Origin of the sequence: Pseudomonas syringae, assembly GCF_000737245.1 — a bacterium.
Classification (GTDB): Bacteria; Pseudomonadota; Gammaproteobacteria; order Pseudomonadales; family Pseudomonadaceae; genus Aquipseudomonas; species Aquipseudomonas syringae_J.
The window spans coordinates 12,742-37,225 of sequence record NZ_JPQU01000020.1; the positions used below are offsets into that span (position 1 = coordinate 12,742).

Annotated in this window: 21 protein-coding genes, 1 tRNA gene and 1 riboswitch; of the genes, 20 read left to right on the forward strand and 2 right to left on the reverse strand. The window is 59.0% G+C overall.

Annotated elements, in window-relative coordinates:
* Positions 1 to 36: 36 nt before the first annotated feature.
* The 3 genes from IV01_RS19940 to IV01_RS19930 are packed head-to-tail and all read left to right on the forward strand — an operon-like array spanning position 37 to position 3,040.
* Positions 37 to 495, forward strand: a complete 459-nt coding sequence (locus IV01_RS19940; protein WP_032626577.1) for a tripartite tricarboxylate transporter TctB family protein — start codon at positions 37 to 39, stop codon at positions 493 to 495.
* 3 nt (positions 496 to 498) lie between these two features.
* Entirely contained in the window at positions 499 to 2,013 is a 1,515-nt protein-coding gene (locus tag IV01_RS19935; protein WP_032626578.1) for a tripartite tricarboxylate transporter permease, read from the forward strand.
* Positions 2,006 to 3,040 carry an AbrB family transcriptional regulator gene (locus IV01_RS19930; protein ID WP_032626580.1) on the forward strand — a complete coding sequence of 345 codons (1,035 nt, stop codon included), beginning with the start codon at positions 2,006 to 2,008 and terminating at the stop codon, positions 3,038 to 3,040. The genes IV01_RS19935 and IV01_RS19930 overlap by 8 nt, the downstream gene beginning before the upstream one ends.
* 120 nt (positions 3,041 to 3,160) lie before the next feature.
* On the opposite strand, the gene ung is transcribed toward IV01_RS19930, so the two are convergent.
* On the reverse strand, positions 3,161 to 3,853 hold the full coding sequence (ung, locus tag IV01_RS19925; RefSeq protein ID WP_032626583.1) for a uracil-DNA glycosylase: 693 nt from the start codon (positions 3,851 to 3,853) through the stop codon (positions 3,161 to 3,163).
* Positions 3,854 to 4,012: 159 nt separating this feature from the next.
* Here ung and IV01_RS19920 point away from each other — a divergent pair, with 159 nt between their 5' ends.
* The 4 genes from IV01_RS19920 to IV01_RS0124630 all read left to right on the forward strand — a co-directional run bounded on the left by IV01_RS19920 (position 4,013) and on the right by IV01_RS0124630 (position 6,047).
* Positions 4,013 to 5,125: an enoyl-CoA hydratase/isomerase family protein gene (locus tag IV01_RS19920; RefSeq protein WP_032626585.1), complete on the forward strand. Its 1,113-nt coding sequence runs from the start codon at positions 4,013 to 4,015 to the stop codon at positions 5,123 to 5,125.
* Positions 5,126 to 5,191: 66 nt separating this feature from the next.
* The gene (locus IV01_RS19915; protein WP_032626586.1) at positions 5,192 to 5,434 is read left to right on the forward strand and encodes an AbrB/MazE/SpoVT family DNA-binding domain-containing protein; all 243 of its coding nucleotides are present in this window, start codon (positions 5,192 to 5,194) and stop codon (positions 5,432 to 5,434) included.
* Positions 5,431 to 5,826, forward strand: coding sequence for a PIN domain-containing protein (locus IV01_RS19910; protein ID WP_032626588.1), 396 nt, complete (start codon positions 5,431 to 5,433; stop codon positions 5,824 to 5,826). Before IV01_RS19915 ends, IV01_RS19910 begins: the two co-directional genes overlap by 4 nt.
* 17 nt (positions 5,827 to 5,843) lie before the next feature.
* Complete coding sequence (locus IV01_RS0124630; RefSeq protein ID WP_195758751.1) at positions 5,844 to 6,047, forward strand: hypothetical protein; 204 nt, start codon at positions 5,844 to 5,846, stop codon at positions 6,045 to 6,047.
* Positions 6,048 to 6,137: 90 nt separating this feature from the next.
* Here IV01_RS0124630 and IV01_RS26995 read toward each other — a convergent pair whose 3' ends face one another.
* The gene (locus IV01_RS26995; RefSeq protein ID WP_080290219.1) at positions 6,138 to 6,614 is read right to left on the reverse strand and encodes a hypothetical protein; all 477 of its coding nucleotides are present in this window, start codon (positions 6,612 to 6,614) and stop codon (positions 6,138 to 6,140) included.
* A 299-nt stretch (positions 6,615 to 6,913) separates the two neighbouring features.
* Positions 6,914 to 7,015, forward strand: a riboswitch (guanidine-I (ykkC/yxkD leader).
* Positions 7,016 to 7,076: 61 nt separating this feature from the next.
* On the opposite strand from IV01_RS26995, the gene IV01_RS19905 reads away from it, so the two are divergent.
* The 13 genes from IV01_RS19905 (at position 7,077) to IV01_RS19850 (ending at position 24,480) form a co-directional block, all read left to right on the forward strand.
* Complete coding sequence (locus IV01_RS19905) at positions 7,077 to 8,147, forward strand: putative urea ABC transporter substrate-binding protein (protein ID WP_032626589.1); 1,071 nt, start codon at positions 7,077 to 7,079, stop codon at positions 8,145 to 8,147.
* 24 nt (positions 8,148 to 8,171) lie between these two features.
* Positions 8,172 to 8,987, forward strand: coding sequence for an ABC transporter permease (locus IV01_RS19900; RefSeq protein ID WP_032626590.1), 816 nt, complete (start codon positions 8,172 to 8,174; stop codon positions 8,985 to 8,987).
* The gene (locus tag IV01_RS19895; protein WP_032626591.1) at positions 8,984 to 9,748 is read left to right on the forward strand and encodes an ABC transporter ATP-binding protein; all 765 of its coding nucleotides are present in this window, start codon (positions 8,984 to 8,986) and stop codon (positions 9,746 to 9,748) included. Before IV01_RS19900 ends, IV01_RS19895 begins: the two co-directional genes overlap by 4 nt.
* Positions 9,749 to 9,761: 13 nt before the next feature.
* A complete protein-coding gene (locus IV01_RS19890; protein WP_032626593.1) occupies positions 9,762 to 10,487 on the forward strand; it encodes an urea amidolyase associated protein UAAP1 in 726 nt (241 codons plus the stop codon).
* Positions 10,488 to 10,498: 11 nt separating this feature from the next.
* Positions 10,499 to 11,119 (forward strand): urea amidolyase associated protein UAAP2, encoded by a 621-nt coding sequence (locus IV01_RS19885; protein WP_032626595.1) that lies wholly within the window; start codon positions 10,499 to 10,501, stop codon positions 11,117 to 11,119.
* A gap of 222 nt (positions 11,120 to 11,341) precedes the next feature.
* Positions 11,342 to 15,208, forward strand: a complete 3,867-nt coding sequence (locus IV01_RS19880) for an urea carboxylase (RefSeq protein ID WP_032626597.1) — start codon at positions 11,342 to 11,344, stop codon at positions 15,206 to 15,208.
* Between the two features lie 29 nt (positions 15,209 to 15,237).
* On the forward strand, positions 15,238 to 17,052 hold the full coding sequence (atzF, locus tag IV01_RS19875; protein ID WP_032626599.1) for an allophanate hydrolase: 1,815 nt from the start codon (positions 15,238 to 15,240) through the stop codon (positions 17,050 to 17,052).
* Positions 17,053 to 17,135: 83 nt separating this feature from the next.
* The gene (locus IV01_RS0124635; RefSeq protein WP_154232183.1) at positions 17,136 to 20,258 is read left to right on the forward strand and encodes a dermonecrotic toxin domain-containing protein; all 3,123 of its coding nucleotides are present in this window, start codon (positions 17,136 to 17,138) and stop codon (positions 20,256 to 20,258) included.
* Positions 20,259 to 20,387: 129 nt separating this feature from the next.
* Positions 20,388 to 21,869, forward strand: a complete 1,482-nt coding sequence (locus tag IV01_RS19870) for a sensor domain-containing diguanylate cyclase (RefSeq protein WP_032626601.1) — start codon at positions 20,388 to 20,390, stop codon at positions 21,867 to 21,869.
* Positions 21,866 to 22,090 carry a cysteine-rich CWC family protein gene (locus tag IV01_RS19865; RefSeq protein WP_032626602.1) on the forward strand — a complete coding sequence of 75 codons (225 nt, stop codon included), beginning with the start codon at positions 21,866 to 21,868 and terminating at the stop codon, positions 22,088 to 22,090. The genes IV01_RS19870 and IV01_RS19865 overlap by 4 nt, the downstream gene beginning before the upstream one ends.
* A 263-nt stretch (positions 22,091 to 22,353) precedes the next feature.
* Positions 22,354 to 23,046, forward strand: a complete 693-nt coding sequence (locus IV01_RS19860) for a pseudouridine synthase (RefSeq protein WP_032626604.1) — start codon at positions 22,354 to 22,356, stop codon at positions 23,044 to 23,046.
* A gap of 299 nt (positions 23,047 to 23,345) precedes the next feature.
* Complete coding sequence (locus IV01_RS19855) at positions 23,346 to 24,239, forward strand: alpha/beta fold hydrolase (protein ID WP_032626605.1); 894 nt, start codon at positions 23,346 to 23,348, stop codon at positions 24,237 to 24,239.
* A 167-nt stretch (positions 24,240 to 24,406) separates the two neighbouring features.
* Positions 24,407 to 24,480: transfer RNA gene (locus tag IV01_RS19850), tRNA-Gly, on the forward strand.
* Positions 24,481 to 24,484 lie beyond the last annotated feature (4 nt).

A 24,484-nucleotide genomic window follows, 5' to 3' on the forward strand; every position in this document is an offset into this window, starting at 1 on the left:
CATGCCTGCGTGGCACGGCGACCCGGGAGTTCCACCATGGTGATCCAACGCATTTTCGCTGCCTTCCTGCTGCTGGTCTGTGCAGGTTTGGCGGTAATGGCCTGGCCCTATCAGGCACCGTTTTCCTACGAACCGGTTGGCCCGCGTGCTTTCCCGCTGCTGATGCTGGGGTTGATGAGCCTGGCGCTGATTTACATGCTGTTCCGTCCGGCACGCATCGTGCACTCCGATGATGAGCCACCGCTGGACCGCGAAACCATCATCAAGATCGTCGCTTGTGTCGCTTTGCTGCTTATTTTCGCTGGCACCTTCGAACCACTGGGCTTCATCGTCAGCAGCATTCTGATCGGTATCCCGATGGCGCGCTTGTACGGCGGTCGCTGGGTACCCAGCGTGATCGTGGTGATTCTGATGAGCGTCGGCCTTTACCTGCTTTTCGATAAAGCCATGGACGTTCCGTTGCCCTTGGGCCTGCTCGACGTTCTGGAGAACTGATCAATGGATACTTTCGGCTATCTGGGCCAAGGCTTCGGCGTTGCGCTCACCCCTTACAACCTCATCACCGCGCTGTGCGGCACATTGATCGGCACCGTGGTCGGCCTGCTGCCGGGCCTGGGCCCGATCAACGGCGTTGCGCTGTTGATCCCGATTGCCTTTGCGCTGGGTCTGCCGCCTGAATCAGCGCTGATCCTGCTGGCAGCTGTTTACCTTGGTTGTGAATATGGCGGCCGGATCAGCTCGATTCTGCTGAACATCCCGGGCGAAGCTTCAACAGTAATGACCACCCTCGACGGCTACCCAATGGCGCGTCAGGGTCTGGCGGGTGTTGCCTTGTCGCTGTCGGCCTGGAGCTCGTTCATCGGTGCCTTCATTGCGACCTGCGGCATGGTGCTGTTCGCCCCGCTGCTGGCGAAATGGGCGATTGCCTTCGGACCGGCGGAATATTTCGTGCTGATGGTGTTTGCCATCGTCTGCCTCGGCGGCATGGCTGGTGATCGTCCTATCAAGACCTTTATCGCTGCACTGATCGGCCTGTTCCTGTCAGCTGTCGGCATTGACGCCAACAGTGGCGTGTATCGCTTCACGGGCGACAACATCCATCTGACTGACGGTATCCAATTCGTCGTGCTGGTACTGGGCCTGTTCTCCATCAGCGAGATTCTGCTGCTGCTGGAAAAAACCCACCACGGCCAGGAAGCCGTGAAGGCTACCGGGCGCATGATGTTCAATGTCAAGGAAGCAGCTTCGGTATTTACGGTGAACCTGCGCTGCGGCGTGATGGGATTTGTGATGGGGGTGTTGCCGGGTGCCGGCGCAACTCTAGCCAGTGCGGTCGCGTACATGACCGAAAAAAGCATCGCGGGCAAAACCGGAAAATTCGGCCAAGGTGATATGCGCGGGCTGGCAGCTCCGGAAACGGCCATCGGTGGCGCAGCCTGTGGCGCATTGGTTCCCATGCTGACCCTTGGCGTGCCGGGTTCGGGCACCACGGCGGTAATGATCGGCGCATTGTCGCTGTACAACATCACACCTGGCCCGATGCTGTTCCAGCAACAGCCCGACCTTGTATGGGGCCTGATCGCGTCGTTGTTCATCGCCAACGTCATGCTGGTGATTCTCAACATCCCGATGATCCGCATCTTCACTCGCATCCTCAACGTGCCTAACTGGGCGCTGGTGCCAGTAATCGCGATCATTACCGGGATCGGCGTCTATGCGGTTCACGCCACCACCTTCGACTTGTTCCTGATGGTCGGCATCGGCATCTTCGGCTACATCCTGCGCAAGCTGGACTTCCCGCTGTCGCCGATCCTGCTGGGTTTCATCCTTGGCGGTCTGATGGAGCAGAACCTGCGTCGCGCCCTGTCGATCTCCAATGGCGCGATGGAAATCCTCTGGTCCAGCCCGATCACTATCGGCGTCTGGGTGCTTACGATCATCATGCTGGTGTTCCCGATGATCCGCATCTGGCGCAAGCGGGCAGCCCAGCGCAGTGCAGCGACAAGTGTCTGACAGACCCTTCAGAACCTGGTGGGGAACACCGCTGGTCGGCCTGCTTGGCGGATACCTCGCCAGCCAGGTCGGCTGGCCTTTGCCCTGGATGGTCGGCTCGTTGCTGGCGATCATCCTGGTCCGTTGCCTGACGCCCTGGCAACTGGCGGAAATACCCGGCGGCCGCAAATGCGGCCAATGGATCGTCGGCATCGGTATTGGCCTGCATTTCACCCCCATCGTGATCGAGCAGGTACTCGCGCATTTCGGATTGATTTTTTTTGCTGCGCTGATCACCAGCTTGTCCAGTGTGGTCGGCGTGTGGCTGATGCGTCGCAGCGGTGAAGACCGCGCGACTGCCTTTTTTTCCAGCATGCCTGGCGGGTCGGGGGAGATGGTCAACCTCGGTGCCCGCAATGGAGCCATTCTCAGCAGTGTTGCCGCCGGTCAAAGCCTGCGGGTGCTGATGGTGGTGCTGTGTGTCCCGGCGATTTTCAAATACCTGATGGGCAACGGCACACCGCTGGAGCATGCAGGCAGTGTCAACTGGCTATGGCTGGCGCTGTTGTTTCCCCTGGGGGCGGCGGTCGCCTGGCTTTGGCAACGTCTTAAACAACCCAATCCCTGGCTGTTCGGTCCGTTACTGGTCAGTGCCGTGATCAGCGTCAGCTTTGACCTGCATATCGGCTTGCCGGACGGCAGCAGCCAGATCGGTCAATGGCTGATCGGTAGCGGCCTGGGCTGCCACTTCAATCGCAAGTTCTTTCAGCGAGCGCCATCGTTCATTGGCAGAACCTTGCTGGGCACAGCCCTGACCATGATGATCGCCGCCCTCGCCGCGCTTGCGCTGAGTTCCGCCACCCATCTGGATCTGCGCTCATTGACCTTGGGCATGATGCCCGGCGGCATCGCCGAAATGAGCCTGACCGCCGAAGTCCTGCAATTGTCTGTGCCTTTGGTGACAGCAATGCAGGTCATGCGCTTGCTGTTTGTGCTGTTTATGGCTGAGCCGATTTTTAGATACTGGACGCGGCGCTCATCACTCTGAATCACGTCTAGCGCCCGTGGGAGCGAGCTTGCTCGCGAATTGTCCAGCACATCCAAAACATCTTTGGCTGAACCACCGCTTTCGCAAGCAAGCTTGCTCCCACAGGTCTTGCGCTTGGCTTTAAACCGGTGGCAACCGCCACTCAATCGGCACCATGCCATTTTGCTCAAGGTATTTGTTGGCCCGGCTGAAATGCCCGCAGCCAAGAAACCCTTTGTAAGCAGACAACGGTGACGGGTGCACCGAAGTCAGCACTAAGTGCTTGGTCGCATCCACCAGCTTCTGCTTGCTCTGCGCATGGGCGCCCCACAGCATGAACACCAGATGCGGTTGATGCGCGCTGACGGCTTCGATGACTTTGTCGGTGAAATGCTGCCAGCCTTTGCCCGCATGTGAAGCCGCGTTGGCGCGCTCGACGGTCAGCGTGGTGTTAAGCATCAAAACGCCTTGATCAGCCCAGGATTGGAGGTGACCATGGCTGGGAATGTCGATGTTCAGATCGCGCTTCAACTCTTTATAGATGTTGACCAGCGACGGCGGCGCAGGCACGCCGGGCTGAACCGAAAAGCACAAACCATGGGCCTGACCCGGGCCGTGATAAGGGTCCTGACCGAGGATCACCACTTTGACCTGGTCCAGCGGTGTTGAATTGAGTGCGTTGAAGATCAGCGGCCCTGGCGGATAGATCTCCTTGCCAGCAGCGTGCTCCTGGCGCAGAAATTCCCGCAGCTGGCCCATGTAAGGCTTTTCGAATTCTTCACGCAGGGCATGCTTCCAGCCTGCTTCGAGTTTGATACGGTCGTCGCTTGTCATGGTCACACCTTGAAAACAATGGGCGGACACTAGGAAAGCTGACCGCCAATGTCAAATTCAGCTCGTCGTGCGTCGCCATTTCCTACACTGCACCTCATGCAACTTAACCCGGCAGCGGGCAATCAAAACTTTGTTGGAAACCGCCCTCGAGAGGTCACGATGAATCTGCAATTTGAAGAACTCCCGGCCCAGGATGGCGCACGCATCGGCATTGCCACGCTGGATGCCGAGCAGTCATTGAACGCCTTGTCGCTGCCCATGCTCCTTGCCTTGCAACATCGGCTGGATGCCTGGGCCAGTGATGAGAGCATCGTTTGCGTACTGCTACGCGGCAATGGCGCCAAGGCGTTTTGTGCCGGGGGGGATGTCAGGTCGCTGGTGGACGTCAGTCGTGAACACCCTGGAGAAGTTCCACCTTTGGCCGCGAGTTTCTTTGCCGCCGAGTATCGACTCGACTACAGCTTGCACACCTACCCGAAACCGCTGATCTGCTGGGGTCACGGCTATGTGCTCGGTGGCGGCATGGGGCTGTTACAGGGCGCGAGCATCCGCATCGTGACCCCGAGCAGCCGGCTGGCCATGCCGGAAATCAGCATCGGTTTGTTTCCCGACGTTGGCGCCAGCTGGTTCCTGTCGAAGCTACCCGGCAAGCTCGGGCTGTTTCTTGGCCTGACCGGCGCGCATATCAATGCCCACGATGCGCTGGATCTGGATCTGGCTGATCGCTTCCTGCTCGACGAACAACAAGACGAACTGATCGAAGGCCTGCAACAGCTCAACTGGCAGGAACAGACCGCCGTTCAGCTCAACAGCTTGCTCAAAGCGCTCCAGCAAGAAGCCATCGGCCAATTGCCAGAGGCCCAGTGGCTTCCGCGACGAGCGCAGATCGATGAACTGCTGGACGTGGGTAACCTGCCCTGCGCCTGGAACGCCATCAGCCATCTGCAACACAACGAGGACGCCCTGCTCGCCCGAGCTGCAAAGACAATGGTGTCCGGTTGCCCGCTGACCGCCCACCTGGTGTGGGAACAACTACACCGCGCCCGCCACATGTCTTTGGCCGAAGCCCTGCAAATGGAATTCGCCATGAGCCTCAACTGCTGCCGCCACCCGGAATTCAGCGAAGGCGTCCGCGCCCGGCTGATCGACAAGGACAACCAGCCGCATTGGCACTGGCCGGACGTGGCAAGCATTCCGCTGGCGGTGATCGACGCGCATTTTAGTAAGGCTTGGGAGGGACGGCATCCGTTGGCGGATTTGTCGGGGTATTGATGGCTGCCCCTGAATTGACTATCCTCCTTACCACAAAGTAAGGAATCCACTTAAACGGAGGTAGCCATGGTTGCTGCGACTGTCACATCAAAAGGGCAAATCACCATTCCCGCTCAAGTGCGGGCTTCACTCGGTCTGGATACAGGAGACAGGATCGAATTTGTCGATATCGGCAATGGCAAATTCGCGATTATGGCCGCCACACACTCTGTGCGGGATCTTAAAGGGCTGATACGGAAACCAGCTAAACCGATCAGCATTGAGGATATGAACCTAGCCATCGAAGCGCAGGGGGCAAAAGCCAGATGATCGGTTTGGATACCAATGTGCTAGTGCGTTACGTTGCTCAAGATGATCCGAAACAGTCTGCAATCGCATCTGAGTTGATTGAATCGCTCACTGCATCCTCGCCTGGCTTCATCGCATTAGTCTCAGTCGTAGAGCTGGTATGGGTGCTGCAATCGAGTTATCAATCCAGTAAACCTGAAATTATCGTGGTGCTTGAAACACTTCTGCGTACCCGCGAATTAATACTGGAAAACGCTGAAACGGTATGGCAGGCGCTGAGACGGTTCAGTGAGTCCAATGCTGATTTTGCAGACTGTTTGATTGAACGTTCTGCAAATGCGGCGGGCTGTGACCATACCGTCACGTTCGATAGTAAGGCATCCAAAACCGCAGGAATGCAGCGGCTGTCTTGATGGAGGAGCGCTTTCCCATGAACACATTTCTTCAGTACAGAGGCTTCCACGGTTCGGTCGAAGTCAGCCCTGAGGACAACTGCCTCTTCGGGAAGCTTCAGTTCATCTCGGCACTGGTCAGCTATGATGGCCAGACCGAAGGCGAACTGTACCAAGCGTTTCGTGACGCAGTGGATGACAGTCTTGCAACCGGCGCTCTTTGCGAACCCGTTTCTTCCTGACGGATAAACCATTCATGAATGATCCGACCGATTTCGAACGCCCACAAAAAACGGCGCCTTAATCAGCGCCGTTCTTGATCCAACATCTACCTACCTATGCCCGCCTCTCCCATCTCCTCCGCGACCACCTCGTCCATCGCCGCGACCATCACCTCTTCCGCCTCGACCTGGCCCGTGGCCTCGGCCGTCGCCATGTCCGTCACCCCATGAAGGGCCGGGGCGGCCGGGGTGGTTGCGGTAGTCGTTGCGTGGGTTGCGATATCCCGGGTATGGGCGGTGGCGGTTATCGCCCCATCCGTATCCCGGTGGGCGGCCCGGCTGGTAGTAGCGCGGGACCGGTGGCGGCGAGTAATACCGCACGGGCGGCGGAGCGTAGTAGCGCGGTTGTGGCGCTACATAGATTCGCCGCTCCTGATAATAGGGACGATAGCCGTTGTCGTAGGCGTAAGCACCGCCTCTTGAATATCCCGACTGGGTGTAGACCTCGGATTCATAAAAGTCGGAGCCTCCGTAGCAACCTGCGAGAGTCAGAGCCAATACAACGATGAGCAAGGTTCGTCGATACATGGCGGCCTCCTGGACCGCGATTGGGCACAAACCAGCGACGCTGGTCGGCGTCCTGCCAATAGATGGCGGACCTGAAATGAGACAGTAAAAAGACTATCGAGTGCCCCAGGCCGGAGAGTATCTGACGAGTTACCGCCCCATTGCAGTGCGCTTGTGCACCACCGAGCGGCGGAATCCAACCACTTTCTACGCAGCGATATGCTGCTGCCCGCGCCACACGCCGCCTCCAGCAAGTTGGCACAACTCTCGCTTAACAAACGTTGTGCAGGAGTTAACTCAGGTTCGCGGCACCACAATTTGCAATAGCTGACTAGGGTTCCGGCTCGCCTTTGGCGAGTGGCTGGTCCGAGAGTTGGCGACCTCCAGTAGGGGTTACACGGCGGGATAAAAGCCCGGGAGACAGGACACCAGTGGTGTCGCGTAGCTCCTGATCGCCTTTCTTTCGCTACTGGAGGTAATTACATGCAAAAGTCCCGTCTATTGGGTCTGCTCACCGCAGGCCTCATCGCTGCATTAAGCCTCTCCCCGGCACAAGCTGCCGTTAAGAAAGAGTTCAACGTCTGCTGGACGATCTACGCTGGCTGGATGCCCTGGGAATACGCAGGCGCTCAAGGCATCGTCGATAAATGGGCAAAGAAGTACGACATCAAAATTGATGTCACTCAGCTCAACGACTACGTCGAATCCATCAATCAATACACCGCTGGCCAATTCGATGGCTGCACCATGACCAACATGGATGCCCTGACCATCCCGGCAGCGGGCGGCGTGGAAAGTACCGCGCTGGTGGTCAGCGATTTCTCCAATGGCAACGACGGCATCGTCATCAAGGGCACCGGCAAAAAAGTCGCCGACCTCAAGGGCATGAACGTCAATCTGGTGGAGCTGTCGGTCTCCCATTACCTGCTGGCCCGGGCGCTGGACAGCGTGGACCTCGCTGAAAAAGACCTGAAAGTCGTCAACACTTCGGACGCCGATATCTCGGCCGCTTTCAACACCAATGACGTGCAGGCCGTGACCACCTGGAACCCAATGCTGGCCGATATTAAAGCCAAGCCAGGCGTGACCGAAGTGTTCAATTCCAGCCAGATCCCTGGCGAGATCATGGACATGATGGTGGTCAACACTCAGACCCTTAAAGACAACCCCGCGCTAGGCAAAGCCTTGACCGGTGCCTGGTTTGAAGTGGTCGCGCTGATGAACGCGAAAAACGCCCAGAGCAAGGCCGCACTGGAACACATGGCAAAAGCCTCCGGTACTGATCTGGCCGGTTTCCAAGCGCAACTGGACACCACCAAGCTGTTCGCCACGCCCAAGGAAGCTCTTGAGTTCGCCACCAGCAAACAGCTGCCGGACACGATGCGCAAGGTTGCCAACTTCTCCTTCGAGCACGGTTTGCTGGGTGAAGGCGCCAAGGATTCCAGCGCAGTCGGCATGACCTTCGCCAACGGCGTGATTGCCGGTGACAAGGCCAACCTGAAACTGCACTTCGATCCGAGCTACGTGCAGATGGCTGTCGACGGCAAGTTGTAATCCGGGTCCAGAAAGGTCATTGCCATGCGCTTGATAAATCGCCGCCCGGATCGCGCCAGCCGCCTGATCCTGGTGCTCCTGCCGTTTGCCTTGTTGCTGTTCGCCTATTTCACAGGCTCGGCGACCCGGCTGACGGAAAACCCCAACGACAAGCTGCTGCCCAGCGCTGTGCAGATGGCCGATGCGGTAAAACGCATGGCCTTCACCGAGGACCAGCGCAGCGGCGGTTTTCTGCTGTGGCAGGACACCGGCTCCAGCCTGCAACGTTTGGGCATCGGCCTGGGCATCAGCGCGCTGTTGGGTCTGTGCCTGGGGATTGCGTCGGGCATCCTGCCGTTGTTCGGCGCCCCGCTATCACCCCTGCTGACGGTGCTGTCGATGGTACCGCCGCTGGCGATCCTGCCGATTCTGTTCATCGTCTTCGGCCTTGGAGAGCTGTCAAAAGTGATGCTGATCGTGATTGGCATCACCCCGATTCTCGCCCGGGATCTTGAACAGCGGGCACGAGAAATCCCTGTCGAGCTGCTGATCAAGGCTCAGACCCTGGGCGCTTCGACCTGGACGCTGATCCTGCGGGTGATCCTGCCGCAGTTGCTGCCACGCCTGCTGATTGCCCTGCGTCTGGTGCTGGGTTCGGCGTGGTTGTTCCTGATCGCGGCAGAAGCCATCGCCTCAACGGACGGTCTGGGTTATCGGATATTTCTAGTGCGCCGTTATCTGGCCATGGACGTGATTTTGCCCTACGTGGTCTGGATCACCCTGCTGGCCTGGCTGATGGATTGGGGCCTCAAGACGCTGACCCGCAAAGCGTTCCCCTGGTATGAGGGGGCACGGGCATGAGCTTCATTTCGGTCAATAACGTCTGGCAGCAGTACGACGATCTGGTAGTGCTCGAAGGCCTGAACCTCAGCGTCGCCGAAGGTGAATTCTGCACACTGGTGGGCGCGTCGGGTTGCGGCAAATCCACCTTCCTGCGCCTGTTGCTGGGTCAGGAAGTGGCGAGCAAAGGCAGCATCACTCTGGACGGCAAAGCGCTGGCCAGTGAGCCGGACGCCAGTCGCGGGGTGGTGTTCCAGCGTTATTCGGTGTTCCCGCATCTGTCGGTACTGGACAACGTGGCGCTGGGCCTGGAGTTGCCACGTTCGGCGCTGCTCGGTCGTTTGTTTGGCAACGCCAAACGCGAGGCTCGTGAACAAGCCGCTCAGTTGCTGCACAAGGTCGGCCTCGGTCACGCCCTGGATAAATACCCGGCGCAGCTTTCCGGTGGCATGCAACAACGGCTGGCCATCGCCCAGGCCTTGATCATGAAACCTCGGGTATTGCTGCTCGACGAACCTTTCGGCGCCCTCGACCCCGGCATTCGCAAGGACATGCACGCCTTGCTGCTGGAGCTGTGGCGGGAGACGCAACTGACGGTGTTCATGGTCACCCACGACCTGTCCGAAGGTTTCAATCTGGGCACTCGCTTGCTGGTTTTCGACAAGGTGCGCATCGACCCGCACGCCCCCGGTGCCTATGGCGCACGCATCACTTACGACATTCCCCTGAACAGCGACCGCCGCGCAGCACGCGCCGCGCTTGATTCGCTGCAACAGGCTTGAAGGATTCTTGCTCATGACCACATCAAACACGCTCTTCCCTGTATTCGCCGAAGAACTGCTGCCCGGCGGCGGCCATCGCTCGTTCGTCCTCAAGCGTGGCGAACTGCTGCGCCTGACCGACCTCAACGGCAACGCCAACGTCAGCCTGACAATGCTCAACGCTCATGAAAAAACCGAGCGCCTGAATCTGCCCGACAGCCTCAAATGCCAACACACCGCCAAGCTCACCAACGGCCACTGCCTGTATTCGGACATGGGCCGCGTACTGGCGGCAATCACAGCAGACACCTGCGGCTGGAGCGACAGCCTCGGCGGCGTGCTCTGCGCGGATGAAGTGGCAGAGAAATACGGTGAGGGCCGCTATCAGGAACTGCGCAACGGCTTCTTCCGCAACGGCGTGGACAACCTACTGGTGGAACTTGGCAAGTGGGGGTTGGGCCTGTCCGACCTGCTGATGACCTTGAACCTGTTCAGCCGGGTCAGCGTAGACGACACGGGCAAGCTGCACTTCGTGGCGAACAACTCCAAAGCGGGTGATTACATCGAGCTCTATGCGCCGATGGACACGCTGGTAGTACTCACAGCCTTGCAACACCCAATGGATCCGAACCCCGAATACGCGCCACAGCCTGTCAATCTGAGCTGGATGAAAGCCGACGCCAGCGTCGCCGAACACTGCCGCACGTCCCGCCCGGAAAACGAGCGCGGCTTCATCAACACCGACCGCCTGTTCGCCTGAGGAGCATCGTTATGAGTCTGCATTCAAACATCCCGACAACCACCACCCACATCCCGGCAGGCGAGCCGTCACTGACCGAACTCAGGGCCGGGCAAACCCTGCGGATTCTCGATCTGCAAGGTAATCAGGCGGTCGATACGCTGTTTTTCAGCCTCGCCAACCCGCGCGAGCGTTATGACGTTCAGCGTACGTTGCGGCGTCAGGGCAGCGTGTACCTGACCACCGGCAGCGTGCTGTATTCCAACCTCGGCAAGCCGATGCTGACCATCGTTGATGACACCTGCGGTCGCCACGACACCCTCGGCGGCGCGTGCGCACAAGAGAGCAACACCGTGCGCTACGCCCTGGAAAAACGCCATATGCACAGCTGCCGCGATAACTACCTGCGGGCCTGCGTTCACGATGGTCGTCTGGGTAAGGGCGACATTGGGCCGAACATCAATTTCTTCATGAACGTGCCGGTCACGGCGGATGGCGGGTTGACCTTCGAAGACGGGATTTCCGCTCCGGGCAAATACGTGGAACTGCGCGCCGAGATGGACGTGATTGTGCTGATTTCCAACTGCCCGCAATTGAACAACCCGTGCAACGGCTACAACCCTACGCCGGCTGAGTTGCACGTCTGGAATTGAGGCGAGGGGCTTATCCCTGTTGGAGCGAGGCTTGCCCGCGAAGAACGATAACGCGGTGTATCTGCCTATCTGGGGTGACTGATTCGCGGGCAAGCCTCGCTCCAACAGGTCAGATTGCGACTGAAAAACCCACGACGGACGACCGGCGTGCAGCCACATCAATAGCGGGACGGCCCGCTTCCCAGTTCGAGGTCGAGCTGATCGACTTCCGGGGTTCAAGACATGTTCGACAAACTGCTGATTGCCAACCGTGGCGCGATTGCCTGCCGTATCCTGCGCACCCTGCGTGCCCTGCACGTCGAAGGTGTGGCGGTGTATTCCGAAGCCGATGCCGCCAGCCTGCACCTGATGGAAGCTGACGAAGCCCACAGTCTGGGCGAAGGCGGCGCGGCCGGGACGTATCTGGCAGTGGATAAGATCCTCGCCATCGCCAAAGCCAGCGGCGCCAAGGCGATCCATCCTGGCTATGGCTTCCTGTCGGAAAACGCCGCCTTTGCCCAAGCCTGCGAAGATGCAGGCATCGCTTTTGTTGGTCCCACGCCCGAGCAACTGCGTGTGTTCGGGCTCAAGCACACCGCCCGCGCGCTGGCCAAAATGCACGGCGTGCCGATGCTCGAAGGCACCGAGCTGCTGGACAGCGTTGATAGCGCACTCAGCGCCGCTGAAGTCATCGGTTATCCGGTCATGCTCAAGAGCACCGCAGGCGGTGGCGGCATCGGCATGCGCGTATGCCGCAGCGCTGCGGAGTTGAGCGAATCCTTTGAGGCCGTCAAACGCCTCGGGCAGAACAACTTCAGCGACGCTGGCGTATTTATCGAAAAGTACATCCAGCGCGCTCGCCACCTTGAAGTGCAGGTGTTTGGCGACGGTCGCGGCGAGGTGCTGGCCCTGGGTGTGCGTGATTGCTCAGTACAGCGGCGCAACCAGAAAGTCCTCGAAGAAACCCCGGCACCGAACCTGCCCGACGGCATGGGTGAAGCGCTGTGCATGGCGGCGATCAAGCTGGCCAAGGCGGTCAACTATCGCAGCGCCGGGACTGTGGAATTTGTGTTCGACAGCGACGATCAGCGCTTCTACTTTCTGGAAGTGAACACTCGCTTGCAGGTCGAGCATGGCGTGACCGAGCAGGTCTGGGGCGTGGATCTGGTCAGGTGGATGGTGCAACTGGCCGCTGGCGACTTGCCGCCGCTGGCCGAACTGCAAGCTGCGCTCAAGCCCAGCGGCCACGCCATTCAGGCACGTCTGTATGCCGAAGATCCAGGCCGCGACTTCCAGCCTTGCCCTGGCTTGCTGACGGCGGTGAACTTCCCGGCGGTGGATGGCAAAAGGCTGCGCATTGATACCTGGGTGGAAGCCGGGTGCGAGATCCCGCCCTTCTTCGATCCAATGATCGCTAAGGTCATCAGTTGGGCGCCGAATCGTCAGCTGGCCAGTGATGGCCTGGCAAATGCCCTGAGTGAAACCCGCCTGTATGGCGTGGAGACCAATCGCGACTATCTGCGGCAGATCATCGCCGATGTTCCTTTCGCCAGCGGCCACCCATGGACCCGGTGTCTGGAAGGTCTGGTTTATCACGCCGACACCTTTGAAGTGCTCAGCGGCGGTACCCAGACCAGCGTGCAGGATTATCCAGGCCGCCTGGGTTACTGGGCCGTGGGCGTGCCACCGTCGGGTCCCATGGACAGTCACGCGTTGCGTCAGGGCAACCGTCTGCTGGGCAATGCCGAAGGTTGCGCCGCTCTGGAAATCACCATGAGCGGGCCGCTGTTGCGCTTCAACACAGACGCCGTCGTGGCGGTGACAGGCGCGGTCATTCCGCTGACCCTCAACGGCGAGGCTCAGCCGCTCAATACCGCAGTGTTCGTACCCGCCGATTCTCAATTGGCGCTGGGCACGATTGCCGGGGCCGGAGCACGCAGTTATCTGTGCGTACGCGGTGGGCTGGATGTGCCGGATTATCTGGGCAGTAAAAGCACCTTCACGCTGGGGCAGTTCGGCGGTCATGGCGGCCGGGCTTTGCGCGCTGGCGACGTGCTGCACATTGCGCCTTTGGCTGAGCGTAGCGCGGGGCAGAAAATCCCATCGGACCAGCTGGAAAACCTGGCTGATGTGCGCCACATCCGGGTGATCTACGGCCCCCACGGTGCGCCGGAATATTTCACCGAAAACTACATGCAGACGTTCTTCGCCACGGCCTGGGAAGTGCATTTCAATTCCAGCCGCACCGGCGTGCGCCTGATCGGTCCGAAGCCGGAATGGGTACGGGCCGATGGTGGCGAAGCGGGCCTGCATCCGTCGAACATCCATGACAACCCATATGCCATCGGCGCGGTGGATTTCACCGGCGACATGCCCGTCATCCTCGGCCCGGACGGCCCGAGCCTGGGTGGTTTCGTCTGCCCGGTGACGATCATTGAGGCGGACCTGTGGCAGTTGGGCCAGCTCAAGGCTGGGGATAAGGTGATGTTTGAGGCGGTGAGTATTGCCGAGGCACGCCGCTTGTTCTGTAGGAGCGGCATTCCGTCTGATACATCTCCCGAGTCTGGCCTGACGCCATCGCGGGCAAGCGCGCTCCTACAGGGGATCGGCATTCCGTCTGGTGCATCTCCTGAGTCTGGCCTGACGCCATCGCGAGCAAGCTCACTCCTACAGGGGAGCGGCATTCCGTCTGATACATCTCCCGAGTCTGGCCTGACGCCATCGCGGGCAAGCGCGCTCCTACAGGGGATCGGAGTAATGCAATCCCGTGGGAGCGAATTCATTCGCGAAAGCGCCAGCTCAGACACCGCGTCGCCTGCTTCGCGAATAAATTCGCTCCCACAGATTTCACCCCGACTCACGTCACCCATCGTGCTCGACATCGGCACCCACGACACCCGCCTGGTCGCCCGCCTCTCCGGCGACACGCACCTGCTGCTGGAAATCGGTGCGCCGGAGCTGGATCTGGTCTTGCGTTTCCGGGGTCATGCATTGATGCAGGCGCTGGAAGCCAAACAGCTGCATGGGGTGATCGACCTGACGCCGGGAATCCGTTCGCTGCAAGTGCATTACCAGCCCGAACAACTGCCGCTGACGCAACTGCTGGACATCGTCGCCGGGGAATGGGACGCGGTCTGCGCGGCCAAGGACCTGCAAGTGCCGTCACGCATCGTGCACCTGCCGCTGTCTTGGGACGATCCGGCCTGTCAGTTGGCCATCGAGAAATACATGACCACGGTGCGCAAAGATGCGCCCTGGTGCCCCAGCAATCTGGAGTTCATCCGCCGCATCAATGATCTGCCCAACCTCGACGAAGTGCAGCGTACGGTTTTCGAAGCAAGCTATCTGGTCATGGGCCTGGGGGATGTGTACCTCGGTGCACCGGTTGCCACGCCACTGGATCCGCGTCACCGCCTGGTGACCACCAAGTACAACCCGGCGCGCACCTGGACGGCGGAAAACTCGGTGGGCATCGGCGGCGCTTACATGTGCGTCTATGGCATGGAAGGCCCTGGTGGCTATCAGTTCGTCGGGCGCACTTTGCAGATGTGGAATCGCTACCGCGAGGTTGCCGCTTTCGACGGCAAACCCTGGCTTTTGCGTTTCTTCGATCAGATTCGCTTCTATCCTGTCAGTGCTGACGAATTGCTGAGGATTCGCCGCGATTTTCCCTTGGGCCGCTTCCCGCTGCAGATTGAACACAGCACGCTGAACCTCGCCGATTATCAGGCCTTCCTCAATCGCGAGGCCCAAGGCATTGCTGCGTTCCGCAGTCAGCAACAGGGTGCATTCAACGCTGAACGCGAACGCTGGATCGCCAGCGGTCAGGCCAATTTCGAGAGTGAGGAAGCGGTTGCGCCCTTGACCGAAGAGGCGCCACTCAACACAGGCGAACACAGCATCGACAGCCACATAGCCGGTAATCTCTGGCAAGTACAAGTAGAACCCGGCCAGCGCGTAGAAGCGGGCGATGCACTGGTGATTCTTGAGTCGATGAAAATGGAGATTCCGCTGCTGGCCCCCATTGCCGGCGTCGTGCGCGAAGTACGGGTACAACCCGGTTCGGCGGTTCGCGCCGGGCAACGCGTGGTGGTTTTGCAAGCCGACTGACTTTTGACTTTTACCGACGGAATCCAACCATGAGCCTTGAAATGCTTTTAGCCGATCTACGCCTGGACTCGGTGCGAGCCGCCTACGAGTCGGGCAGCATCACGCCACGCCAGTTGATCCTTGCCCTGCGGGAAAAAGCCGCCGCGCTGAACCCGGAATACCAGCTGTTCATCTACTTGCTGGACCCGAGCGAACTGGAACCCTACCTCGGTTCTCTGGAAGGCCGCGATATCAAGGATCTGCCGCTGTATGGCATCCCGTTCTCGATCAAGGACAACATCGATCTGGCCGGGATTCCGACAACTGCCGCCTGCGTTGCGTATTCGTACACGCCCAAGCGTTCGGCGACCATTGTCGAACAGTTGCTGGCGTTGGGTGCAATCCCCATGGGCAAGACCAACCTCGATCAATTCGCCACTGGGCTGAACGGCAGTCGTTCACCTTTTGGCGCTTGCCCCAACAGCGTACTCAAGGACTACCCGTCCGGCGGCTCCAGCTCCGGCTCGTCCTTGGCTGTGGCGCTTGGGGTCAGCAGTTTCTCCCTGGGCACCGACACCGCAGGTTCCGGCCGTGTGCCTGCCGCGCTGAACAATCTGGTCGGCATGAAGGCCAGCAAGGGTTTGATTTCCACCGCAGGCGTCGTACCCGCCTGTCGCACGCTGGATTGCGTCACCACGTTCACCGCCACCGCACGGGAAGCCAGCCAGTTGCTGAGCCTGACCGCCCGGCTCGACCCGCGTGACGAATACAGCCGCAGCAATCCTTTGTGGAACGACGCCTCGGCATTCGGCACACCCCGGCCATTTCGGTTCGGCGTACCGCGAAGCGCAGACCTGGAGTACTTCGGTTGTTCCGAGGGACCGCAGTTGTTCGACGACGCCATCCAACGCATGAAGGCGCTGGGTGGCGAAGCAGTGACCCTCGATTTGTCGCCCTTTCTTGAAGCAGCAAGCCTGCTCTACAACGGCCCATGGGTCGCCGAGCGCTACAGCGTTGCCGGCGAACTGATGCAAAGCAATCCTGAGGCGGTGTTGCCGGTGATCCGCGCGGTCTTGGCCAAAGCCCCGACAGTGACCGGCGTGGACACCTTCCAGGCGCAATATCGCCTGCAACAACTCAAGGCGATCTGCGACCAGGCGCTGGAAGGTCTGGATTGTGTGGTCACACCCAGCATCGGTCGTCCGGTGACCAATGCCGAGCTGGAAGCCGAGCCTGTGCTGCGCAACTCGGAACTGGGCTACTACACCAACTTCGTCAACCTGCTGGACTACGCCGCCGTCGCCGTGCCCAGCGGGGTCATGGACAACGGCCTGCCGTGGGGCGTGACGCTATTCGGGCGGACCTTCACCGATCAATACCTGCTGAGCCTGGCCGATGCCTTGCAACGTCAATCCGGTTTGACATTGATTGGCGGCTTGAGCACAGAACTCAGCGCTCCTGCTGGCGTGGCGCGCAATGACATGGCGCGGGTCGTGGTCTGCGGTGCCCATCTGGATGGCCTGGTGTTGAACTGGCAGCTCAAGCAGCGTGGCGCAAGACTTGTGCAGAGCACCCAAAGCTCACCCGACTACCAGCTTTACGCCTTGGCGGGCGGCCCACCATTTCGGCCGGGCATGGTGCGTGTCGATCAAGGCGGCGTGGCCATCGAGGTAGAGGTCTGGGAGCTGCCGAGCCGCGAGCTGGGCTCGTTTCTCACCGGCATTCCCGCGCCACTTGGGCTCGGCAAGGTACAACTGGCCGACGGCCGCTGGGAATGCGGTTTCATCTGCGAGGCCTATGGCCTGGAAGGCGCGCAAAACATCAGCCATCTGGGCGGCTGGCGGGCTTACTTGCAAACGCTGTAATTTCACAAGCTATAAGTAGTTAGCACAGGCAAAAAAAACCAGCCGACATAGTGAGCTTTCAACTCATTCTGTCGGTTTTTTTCATGAACGATCATCCCCCGCACACCGAAGCCCATCGAAAGCATCTTGAAACACTGACTAAAAGCCCCGGTTTCAGGCTGATCGCCCATTCGACACTGCTGCTCAAAGCCAGCCAGCTGGACATGGATTACCCACCACGCTTGCGCGATTACATTCGCGAACAGTTGAAGCCGCTGTTGAAACGCATGACCGGCAAGGCACTTTCCCCCGACAAACTGAGTATTCGCTTCAGCAGCGAGACAAACCCCGAAGTGGATGATCTGGGCCATGAGCGTTACTCGCGGCGCATGACACTGACTGATATCGGCATTTTGTCGTTCGACGGGACGATGATGCACGCGCTCATGCAGCACACCTTTGCTGACAAGCCACTGGACGACTCAACGCCAGTGCTGACTGCCAGATCGGCTCTGGCGATGATCATCAACGCCCGATGGCCGTTCGACTATCCGGCCATGATGGAAAACTTCTGGGACAAACACCGAGACACTTATCGAGCACTCGCCAAACTCTCTTTTCTCGATGAACTGGCCAGACAATACGCGCGCAAGCAGATCACTCGCGAGGGCTATGAATTGGCCCTTGAGGCCGTGGGGCTTGAAGCATTTCCGGAGTCTGGGGCTTGTCTGCACCTGGCGGTCAGAGGCACGTGGTCAACCGCGAGCATGCTGTCGATTGACGACCAGCTCATCCCCGAGGCCTTTCAACTGCGATCAAAAAACACCTCGCACTGTTACATTCACCTGCCTGGAGCGAGAACGCCTGCCGTGGAATACATCGGCGACGAGCCACGGCATATGGCACACAGAATGGTCGACGCCCTGAACGCTGCCCGAGGCAGGCAAGAAGTGTCCGGGCGCACTAGCCTGAGTGAAATCCAGGGAGATGTGTTTACGGTAATTACCGCCGCGCAGGAAAGACGTTCTCTGCACTACCTTGAAAACCAGTCTGGTCTCGCCCCCCAGCCTGATCCCTTCAGCATCATCGAGCGCGGCCTGACCCTGCTCAGCGCGGTGGACATCTTTCAATCCGAACCTGGCATTCTGCAAAAGATACCCATGCCGTTGGCGACCGCAGCCAGCGTAATGGCCAGAGCCCTGCACGACAAACATGGTTGGGTGGTTAATCCCGATCAGGTTTTCATCCGTTATCTGCGCGGCACTTCCACCACCCCGCTGGGCGATGCCCGGCATCCCACCCTCGACTTGCAGGTGCCAGACGAAAAACCTATCAGCCTGAGCGAGGCCCTGGTCAGCAATTATCGCGTGGCGTCGCCCGTCGGCTACATCGATCATGGCGGGCGCAACGCCGTGTATCTCGACAGCACTGGCAAAGGTGTGTGGTCGGCCAGCCAAGAGTTGCCGATTGATGCTCAGGCCATTGAAAACGTTGTCAGGGAAATCAACTTCCTTGACCTGATGCACCGGCAAATCGATCAATTCTGGGAGCTGCACGGAACAGCCATAGATCAGATGCTGCAGGCTCACTTCACGACCCAGGCGCTGTTATGCATCAAGCACGGCACCTTGCAGCGCAGCGGGTTTGACCTGATCGTGCGGGCGCTGGATCAGCAGGACACCTCTGAGCGAAGCAACCGGGTCGAGTGGTCAATGCCGGGCTTTTTTTTGCAGCACGCCCTCTTTGAAGGGCCTAACGCGCAAGACTGCCCTAGCCTGCTGATCCTCAGCCATCCCGGCCGACCGCAGCGAGTGCTTTATCAGGCGGGCACGCTCAAGGCGTTCATCCAGTTCGCCAACGAAGAGGAACTCAACCGTTACTTGCGTCAGGCAGCGCGTAGCCAGACATGGCGCGAATCAGTGCTCAACTACGTTCCAGTGCGGCACCAGCAGCGACTCAGCTACATACTCAAGCTCTGGACGGGTGATCAGGCGCCCAGTCAGCCGGTTTCGGTATTTCGGCCATGGACCGACGTCCTGCTCAATCAAGATGCCCGCAAGGCCCTGGCACAGGAGCGCAGCGACCAGCGTTTCGCGGGCTCGCCCTTTGTTCATATCCGCGACATGCTCAGGCGCAACGCTCGCTGGGACGCGGATGACAGCATCGTCACGTCTCAAGAGATCTCCCTGCGCTACTGGACTCGCCAGCTCAGCCATCTGCAATTTCTGCTCGCGCCTATGTCCGTATTGCTGACCCCGGCGTTGATTGCGGCCCTGGCAACCGAGCTTGGCATTGCAGCGTTGAATATCGGTTCAGCGAATCTGCCAGGCGCGCGTTATGACGAAAAACGCCAGGCCTGGCTCAGTGTTTTGTCCCTCGGGCTGTTGCAACTGCCACCGTTGATGCCGCGCCTGAGCCATGCCCTGCGTAAGCTGGCGACACCGGTCAAACCTGCGTTGCGGCCGGCCCTGACCTCAGCGATGAACACCAGAAGCTTCTCCACCTGGCTCGGTCGTTCAATGCGTAACCGGGAAACCCGTCTTGAGCTGTTCTTTCATACCGACGCCATGCTGAAAGTCTGGACGATCCCCGGCCACCGCGGGTTCTCGACGCTGGCAGTCAAAGCCTGGAAGCTGCAACGCCAGTTTCTGCTGTGGACCGCCGAGGGCCGCCAGGCGCGAACGCTGGTGGTCAGTAGTCACGGCTATTCCCTGCCCTGGAGCAAAAACGCAGTAATCCCCAACGGCACGGAATTGGGCGTTTATGCACCCCACGGTTTTGAACTGGTCGATCCGCGGCTGCATCGAGTCGTCAGCAAACAAGCTGTGCCGTTCGCGCTGCTCAACACGCGGTACAACACACTCACCGCGCCGCTGGATCAGCCTTATGAACTGACCGAAAGACTGCTGGCAGGCACCACCCGGCAAGGCATGATCAAGAACTACAGCCTGGCAAAATTCCAGACGCCTCACGGTGAAACCTACCGGGATATCAGCCACATCGTGCGCAACTCGAACCAGTCACCGTTCATGAGCACCCTGCCGCCCAGCCCCATGGATGTCCTGACCGTCAGAAACCGCTTCGGCATGCCGACGCCAACTCTGGAGCGGCTGTTCGCCGCCCTGTTTGAGACGGGCATTCACTACGACCGGATTCTGTTGGTGCATTGCCGTTGCTCTGCCCTCAAATCGCTATTGGGTATTGCACCGGTCCATCGAGTCCCCTGACTGCAAAAGCCCTAATGTTTGCGGACCACGGGGCGAAATGCATCGAAAACAGGCAACATCGCGATAGCGCAAGCAGTGGCGGCGCGCTAGCATGCTGCCACTATATGGGTATTCAACTACGGACGTTTCATGCCTTTTCGCACCCCGGCGTATTCGCAGCGTTCGCTGTTGCTGACGTTAATCATTGTGCTCGGCAGCGGCTTTCTGGCGACTTTACTGCTCAGTTATAACGCCTCGCGCGCGGCCATTCGCGACAACATCATCAATACCGAGCTGCCGCTGACCTCCGATACGGTGTATTCGGAAATCCAGAAAGACCTGGTCCGCCCTGTGCTGATTTCCTCGATGATGGCCCGGGATACCTTTATGCGTGACTGGGTGATGGACGGTGAGCGAAACCCCGCAAAAATGAGCCGCTACCTCAAAGAGGTCATGGATCATTACGGCGCCTTTACTTCATTTTTCGTCTCAGACAAAAGCCTGACTTACTACCAGGCCAAAGGCGTGCTGAAGAAAATCGACGCCCGCGAGCCGCGTGACGTCTGGTATTACCGGGTCAGGGACATGCAAGCGCCTTTCGAGATCAACCTCGATCCCGATATGGCCAACAAAGACAACCTGACCTTCTTCATCAATTACAAAGTGTTCGACTACGACAACAAATTCATCGGCGCCACCGGCGTCGGCCTGACCGTGGACGCGGTGATCAAGCTGATTGATCGCTACCAGCAGCGTTATGAGCGCAGCGTGTATTTCGTTGATACCTTCGGGCGCATAGTGCTGACCGGCGCAGACGGCGGCCCTCAAGGTGCTGCCATCGGTGATTCACTGAGCAACCTGCCAGGCATCGCCGACCTGATCAAGCAGATGCCCAAACCGCTTAGTGGCACTTATGAATACCAGAGCAACCATCAACACTGCTTTCTCAACGTGCGCTATATCCCTGAGTTGAATTGGTTTCTGTTCGTTGAGAAAGAGGAAGAGTCAGCACTGAGCCAGGCGCGGCATTCGCTGTACTTGAACCTGTTGATCTGCCTGATCATCACTCTGGTGGTGGTCTATCTGCTGCACCATCTGATGACCCGTTATCAGCAACGCATCGAAACCCAGGCAACGCTGGATAGCCTGACCGGCCTGCCCAACCGACGCGGCTTCAACCTGATGGCGGACAAGACACTCAAAGACGCCGCGCGTGAGTCAAAGCCGCTGTCCGCGATGCTGCTGGACCTGGACCACTTCAAATACCTGAACGACACCCGTGGGCATCTGGCGGGGGATGAAGTGCTGATGGGCTTCGGCGATGATCTGAGGCGGTGTTTGCGTCAGTCGGACATCGTTTGTCGCTGGGGTGGCGAAGAGTTCATCATCCTGCTCAAGGGCAGCGATAGCCAAAGCGCCCGACGCGTCGCCGAGAAAATCCGCCTGCTGGCCGAGCAACATACTTATGTGTTCGCCAATGAGCCTGTGCAAGTGACCGTCAGCATTGGCCTGGCCGAGCTGCAGCCCGACGACACCCTGCACAGCCTGATCGCACGAGCCGACAGCGCGCTTTACCGCGCCAAACAAAGCGGCCGCAATCAGGTATGTATCGAGGAACCGCTCCCGGCATGAGTACCGCATCTGCGACCCCGGCTTTGTGTCCGGCCTGTGGTGCCAGCAACGATTGCGCCCAGGCAGACCCGAAAACTGCTGACCAGGCATGCTGGTGTTTTTCAGTCAGCATCGATCCGGCAATCATCCAGGCATTGCCGGACGAACTGCGCAATAAAGCCTGCCTGTGTCCACGTTGTGCGGGTGTCAATGACGCGCTTTCAGGCAAAAACAATCTCTGAGACTCTACGTTTGCCTTCCGAACCAACGCATAGGTGGGTCCGGGATCCGGGATCCGTGGAAGCGAATTTATTCGCGAAACCAATATCAAGACCAATGAAGATCTGGCGGATGTAGTGGCCTCTTCGCGAATGAATTCGCCCCCCACGGTTTGGGTGACCCGTTGCGGGAGATCCTATATCTGTCAGCAAACGTCGCAGTTCATGGAACCTCAAGCAAGCGAGTAACATATCCGCCCTCCTCGCCCACATTGATTATCCGTGCCATGCGTCTCGACCGTTTCCTGAGTAACCTGCCGCGCTTCAATCGCAAGGACGTACGTCTGGCGCTGATCGCCGGACGCATCAAGGTGGATGGACAAGTGATCGGTGATCCCCATCACGATGTACGTGAATTCAGCCGTGTGGAGTTCGATACCGAAGTGCTGCAGGCCGGCAAGCCCGCACGCTACTTCATGCTGCATAAACCGCCAGGTTGCGTTAGCGCAACGTCTGACCCGCAGCACCCGACGGTCCTTGATCTGCTGGACGAACCGGACAAGCAAGAGCTGCACATCGCCGGGCGGTTGGACTTCAACACCACCGGCCTGATGCTCATCACCAATGACGGCCAATGGTCGCGCCGTCTAACCCAGCCGCAGACCAAGCAGCCGAAAGTCTATTACGTCGAAACCGAGCAAGTGATCGACGAGCGCTATGCGGAGAAATTCACCGAAGGTTTTTACTTCGCCTTCGAAGACCTCACCACCCAACCGGCAATACTCACCGTGCTGGGACCCCGCTGCGCACGCTTGAGCATCGTTGAAGGCCGCTATCATCAGATCAAGCGCATGTTCGGCTATTTCGACAATAAGGTGCTGCGACTGCACCGCGAAAGCATGGGCCCTCTGACGCTGGACCCCGCGCTAGAGCCCGGGCAGTACCGATTGCTACAGGCCACGGAAATAAAAGGCGTCTAGGCCTCGCTCGACCGCTCGGCAGAACGCCTTCGGCAAACTACGAACGGCACTTGCGGGCAACCCGATCCCCTGCTTGAATCCAATCGTCGGTCCACATGTGACCGGCGAGTCATTTGTGTATTCTAAGAAACCTTTTGCCGACCAGAGCACACGCTCACGGCAAATCGCCCGCCAATAATAAAACACCTGTCGGACAGATCGTTCGGATCGACAAGGGCCCCTTAAGGCAATGCCTACCTGTCACGAAACTCGTGCAATTTCGATTGCGCGCAAATCTGTTTACGCCAGGAGACATAGATATGAGGCCAGAAATCGCTGTGCTCGATATACAGGGACAGTTTCGGGTTTACACGGAGTTTTATCGCGCAGATGCCGCAGAAAAGACCATCATTCTGGTCAACGGCTCGCTGGCCACCACTGCGTCATTCGCCCAGACGGTGCGCAATCTGCACCCTCAATTCAACGTGGTGCTTTATGACCAGCCCTATGCGGGCAAGTCCAAGCCTCACAACATGAACGAACGGCCACTGACCAAGGAGCTGGAAGGCCAGATCCTGCTGGAGCTGATCGACCATTTCAGTGCAGAACACATCTTGTCGTTCTCCTGGGGCGGCGCGGCGGCACTGGTTGCGCTGTCTCATCGGCCGCACCGGATCGAAAAAGCGGTGATCAGCTCTTTCTCCCCCGTGATCAACGACCCCATGCGCGACTACCTCGAACGGGGCGTGAAGCACTTGAGCGTCCACGACCGCTACGAAGTCGGCAACCTGGTCAACGACACCATCGGCAAACACTTGCCGCCGTTGTTCAAGCGCTTCAACTATCGTCACGTGAGCAGCCTGGACACCCATGAATACGACCAGATGAACTACCACATCAACGATGTCTTGAACCTTGACGCCCAGAGTTACCTGAGTGCGGCCAGGAACATCAACGTGCCGGTCCTGTTCCTGAACGGCGAATGGGACGAATACACTGCAGCCACCGACGCCCGACTGTTCGCGCCGGTTGTCCAGCACAGCACCTTCACCACCATTCAGAGCACCGGGCACTTCCTGGACATGGAACACAAAGCCGCTTGCCGCGATTCGCGTTTCGCCCTGATGGACTTCCTCACCCCGCAAGCTCCGGCCCGTAACCGGTCAACCTACCACTTCAAACAGGTGCAGACCGTACATGCATTCGCCCTGTGAGCTTCTCGTTCGACCAGGCAAGCAAACCCATTCGCCAGCGCAACACACCACAACTGGCGAGTGGGCCTGGTTCGGATTCGGTTCTGAAGGGGGGCATAAAAGCAGGGAAAGAGAAATTAGCGCTTCAATTCAGCGTGCCGTTCTGGTACAAAGTCAGCCGTTTCAAAGCGGGTGTAGTTTAGTGGCAAAACGAAAGCTTCCCAAGCTTTAGTTGAGGGTTCGATTCCCTCCACCCGCTCCATTTC

Excerpts from the sequence above, each read along its gene's own strand:
- IV01_RS19940 (WP_032626577.1), top strand. The coding sequence starts at position 37 with ATGGTGATCCAACGCATTTTCGCTGCCTTCCTGCTGCTGGTCTGTGCA.
- IV01_RS19935 (WP_032626578.1), top strand. The coding sequence starts at position 499 with ATGGATACTTTCGGCTATCTGGGCCAAGGCTTCGGCGTTGCGCTCACC.
- ung (WP_032626583.1), bottom strand. The coding sequence starts at position 3,853 with ATGACAAGCGACGACCGTATCAAACTCGAAGCAGGCTGGAAGCATGCC.
- IV01_RS19920 (WP_032626585.1), top strand. The coding sequence starts at position 4,013 with ATGAATCTGCAATTTGAAGAACTCCCGGCCCAGGATGGCGCACGCATC.
- IV01_RS19915 (WP_032626586.1), top strand. The coding sequence starts at position 5,192 with ATGGTTGCTGCGACTGTCACATCAAAAGGGCAAATCACCATTCCCGCT.
- IV01_RS19910 (WP_032626588.1), top strand. The coding sequence starts at position 5,431 with ATGATCGGTTTGGATACCAATGTGCTAGTGCGTTACGTTGCTCAAGAT.
- IV01_RS0124630 (WP_195758751.1), top strand. The coding sequence starts at position 5,844 with ATGAACACATTTCTTCAGTACAGAGGCTTCCACGGTTCGGTCGAAGTC.
- IV01_RS26995 (WP_080290219.1), bottom strand. The coding sequence starts at position 6,614 with ATGTATCGACGAACCTTGCTCATCGTTGTATTGGCTCTGACTCTCGCA.
- IV01_RS19905 (WP_032626589.1), top strand. The coding sequence starts at position 7,077 with ATGCAAAAGTCCCGTCTATTGGGTCTGCTCACCGCAGGCCTCATCGCT.
- IV01_RS19900 (WP_032626590.1), top strand. The coding sequence starts at position 8,172 with ATGCGCTTGATAAATCGCCGCCCGGATCGCGCCAGCCGCCTGATCCTG.
- IV01_RS19895 (WP_032626591.1), top strand. The coding sequence starts at position 8,984 with ATGAGCTTCATTTCGGTCAATAACGTCTGGCAGCAGTACGACGATCTG.
- IV01_RS19890 (WP_032626593.1), top strand. The coding sequence starts at position 9,762 with ATGACCACATCAAACACGCTCTTCCCTGTATTCGCCGAAGAACTGCTG.
- IV01_RS19885 (WP_032626595.1), top strand. The coding sequence starts at position 10,499 with ATGAGTCTGCATTCAAACATCCCGACAACCACCACCCACATCCCGGCA.
- IV01_RS19880 (WP_032626597.1), top strand. The coding sequence starts at position 11,342 with ATGTTCGACAAACTGCTGATTGCCAACCGTGGCGCGATTGCCTGCCGT.
- atzF (WP_032626599.1), top strand. The coding sequence starts at position 15,238 with ATGAGCCTTGAAATGCTTTTAGCCGATCTACGCCTGGACTCGGTGCGA.
- IV01_RS0124635 (WP_154232183.1), top strand. The coding sequence starts at position 17,136 with ATGAACGATCATCCCCCGCACACCGAAGCCCATCGAAAGCATCTTGAA.
- IV01_RS19870 (WP_032626601.1), top strand. The coding sequence starts at position 20,388 with ATGCCTTTTCGCACCCCGGCGTATTCGCAGCGTTCGCTGTTGCTGACG.
- IV01_RS19865 (WP_032626602.1), top strand. The coding sequence starts at position 21,866 with ATGAGTACCGCATCTGCGACCCCGGCTTTGTGTCCGGCCTGTGGTGCC.
- IV01_RS19860 (WP_032626604.1), top strand. The coding sequence starts at position 22,354 with ATGCGTCTCGACCGTTTCCTGAGTAACCTGCCGCGCTTCAATCGCAAG.
- IV01_RS19855 (WP_032626605.1), top strand. The coding sequence starts at position 23,346 with ATGAGGCCAGAAATCGCTGTGCTCGATATACAGGGACAGTTTCGGGTT.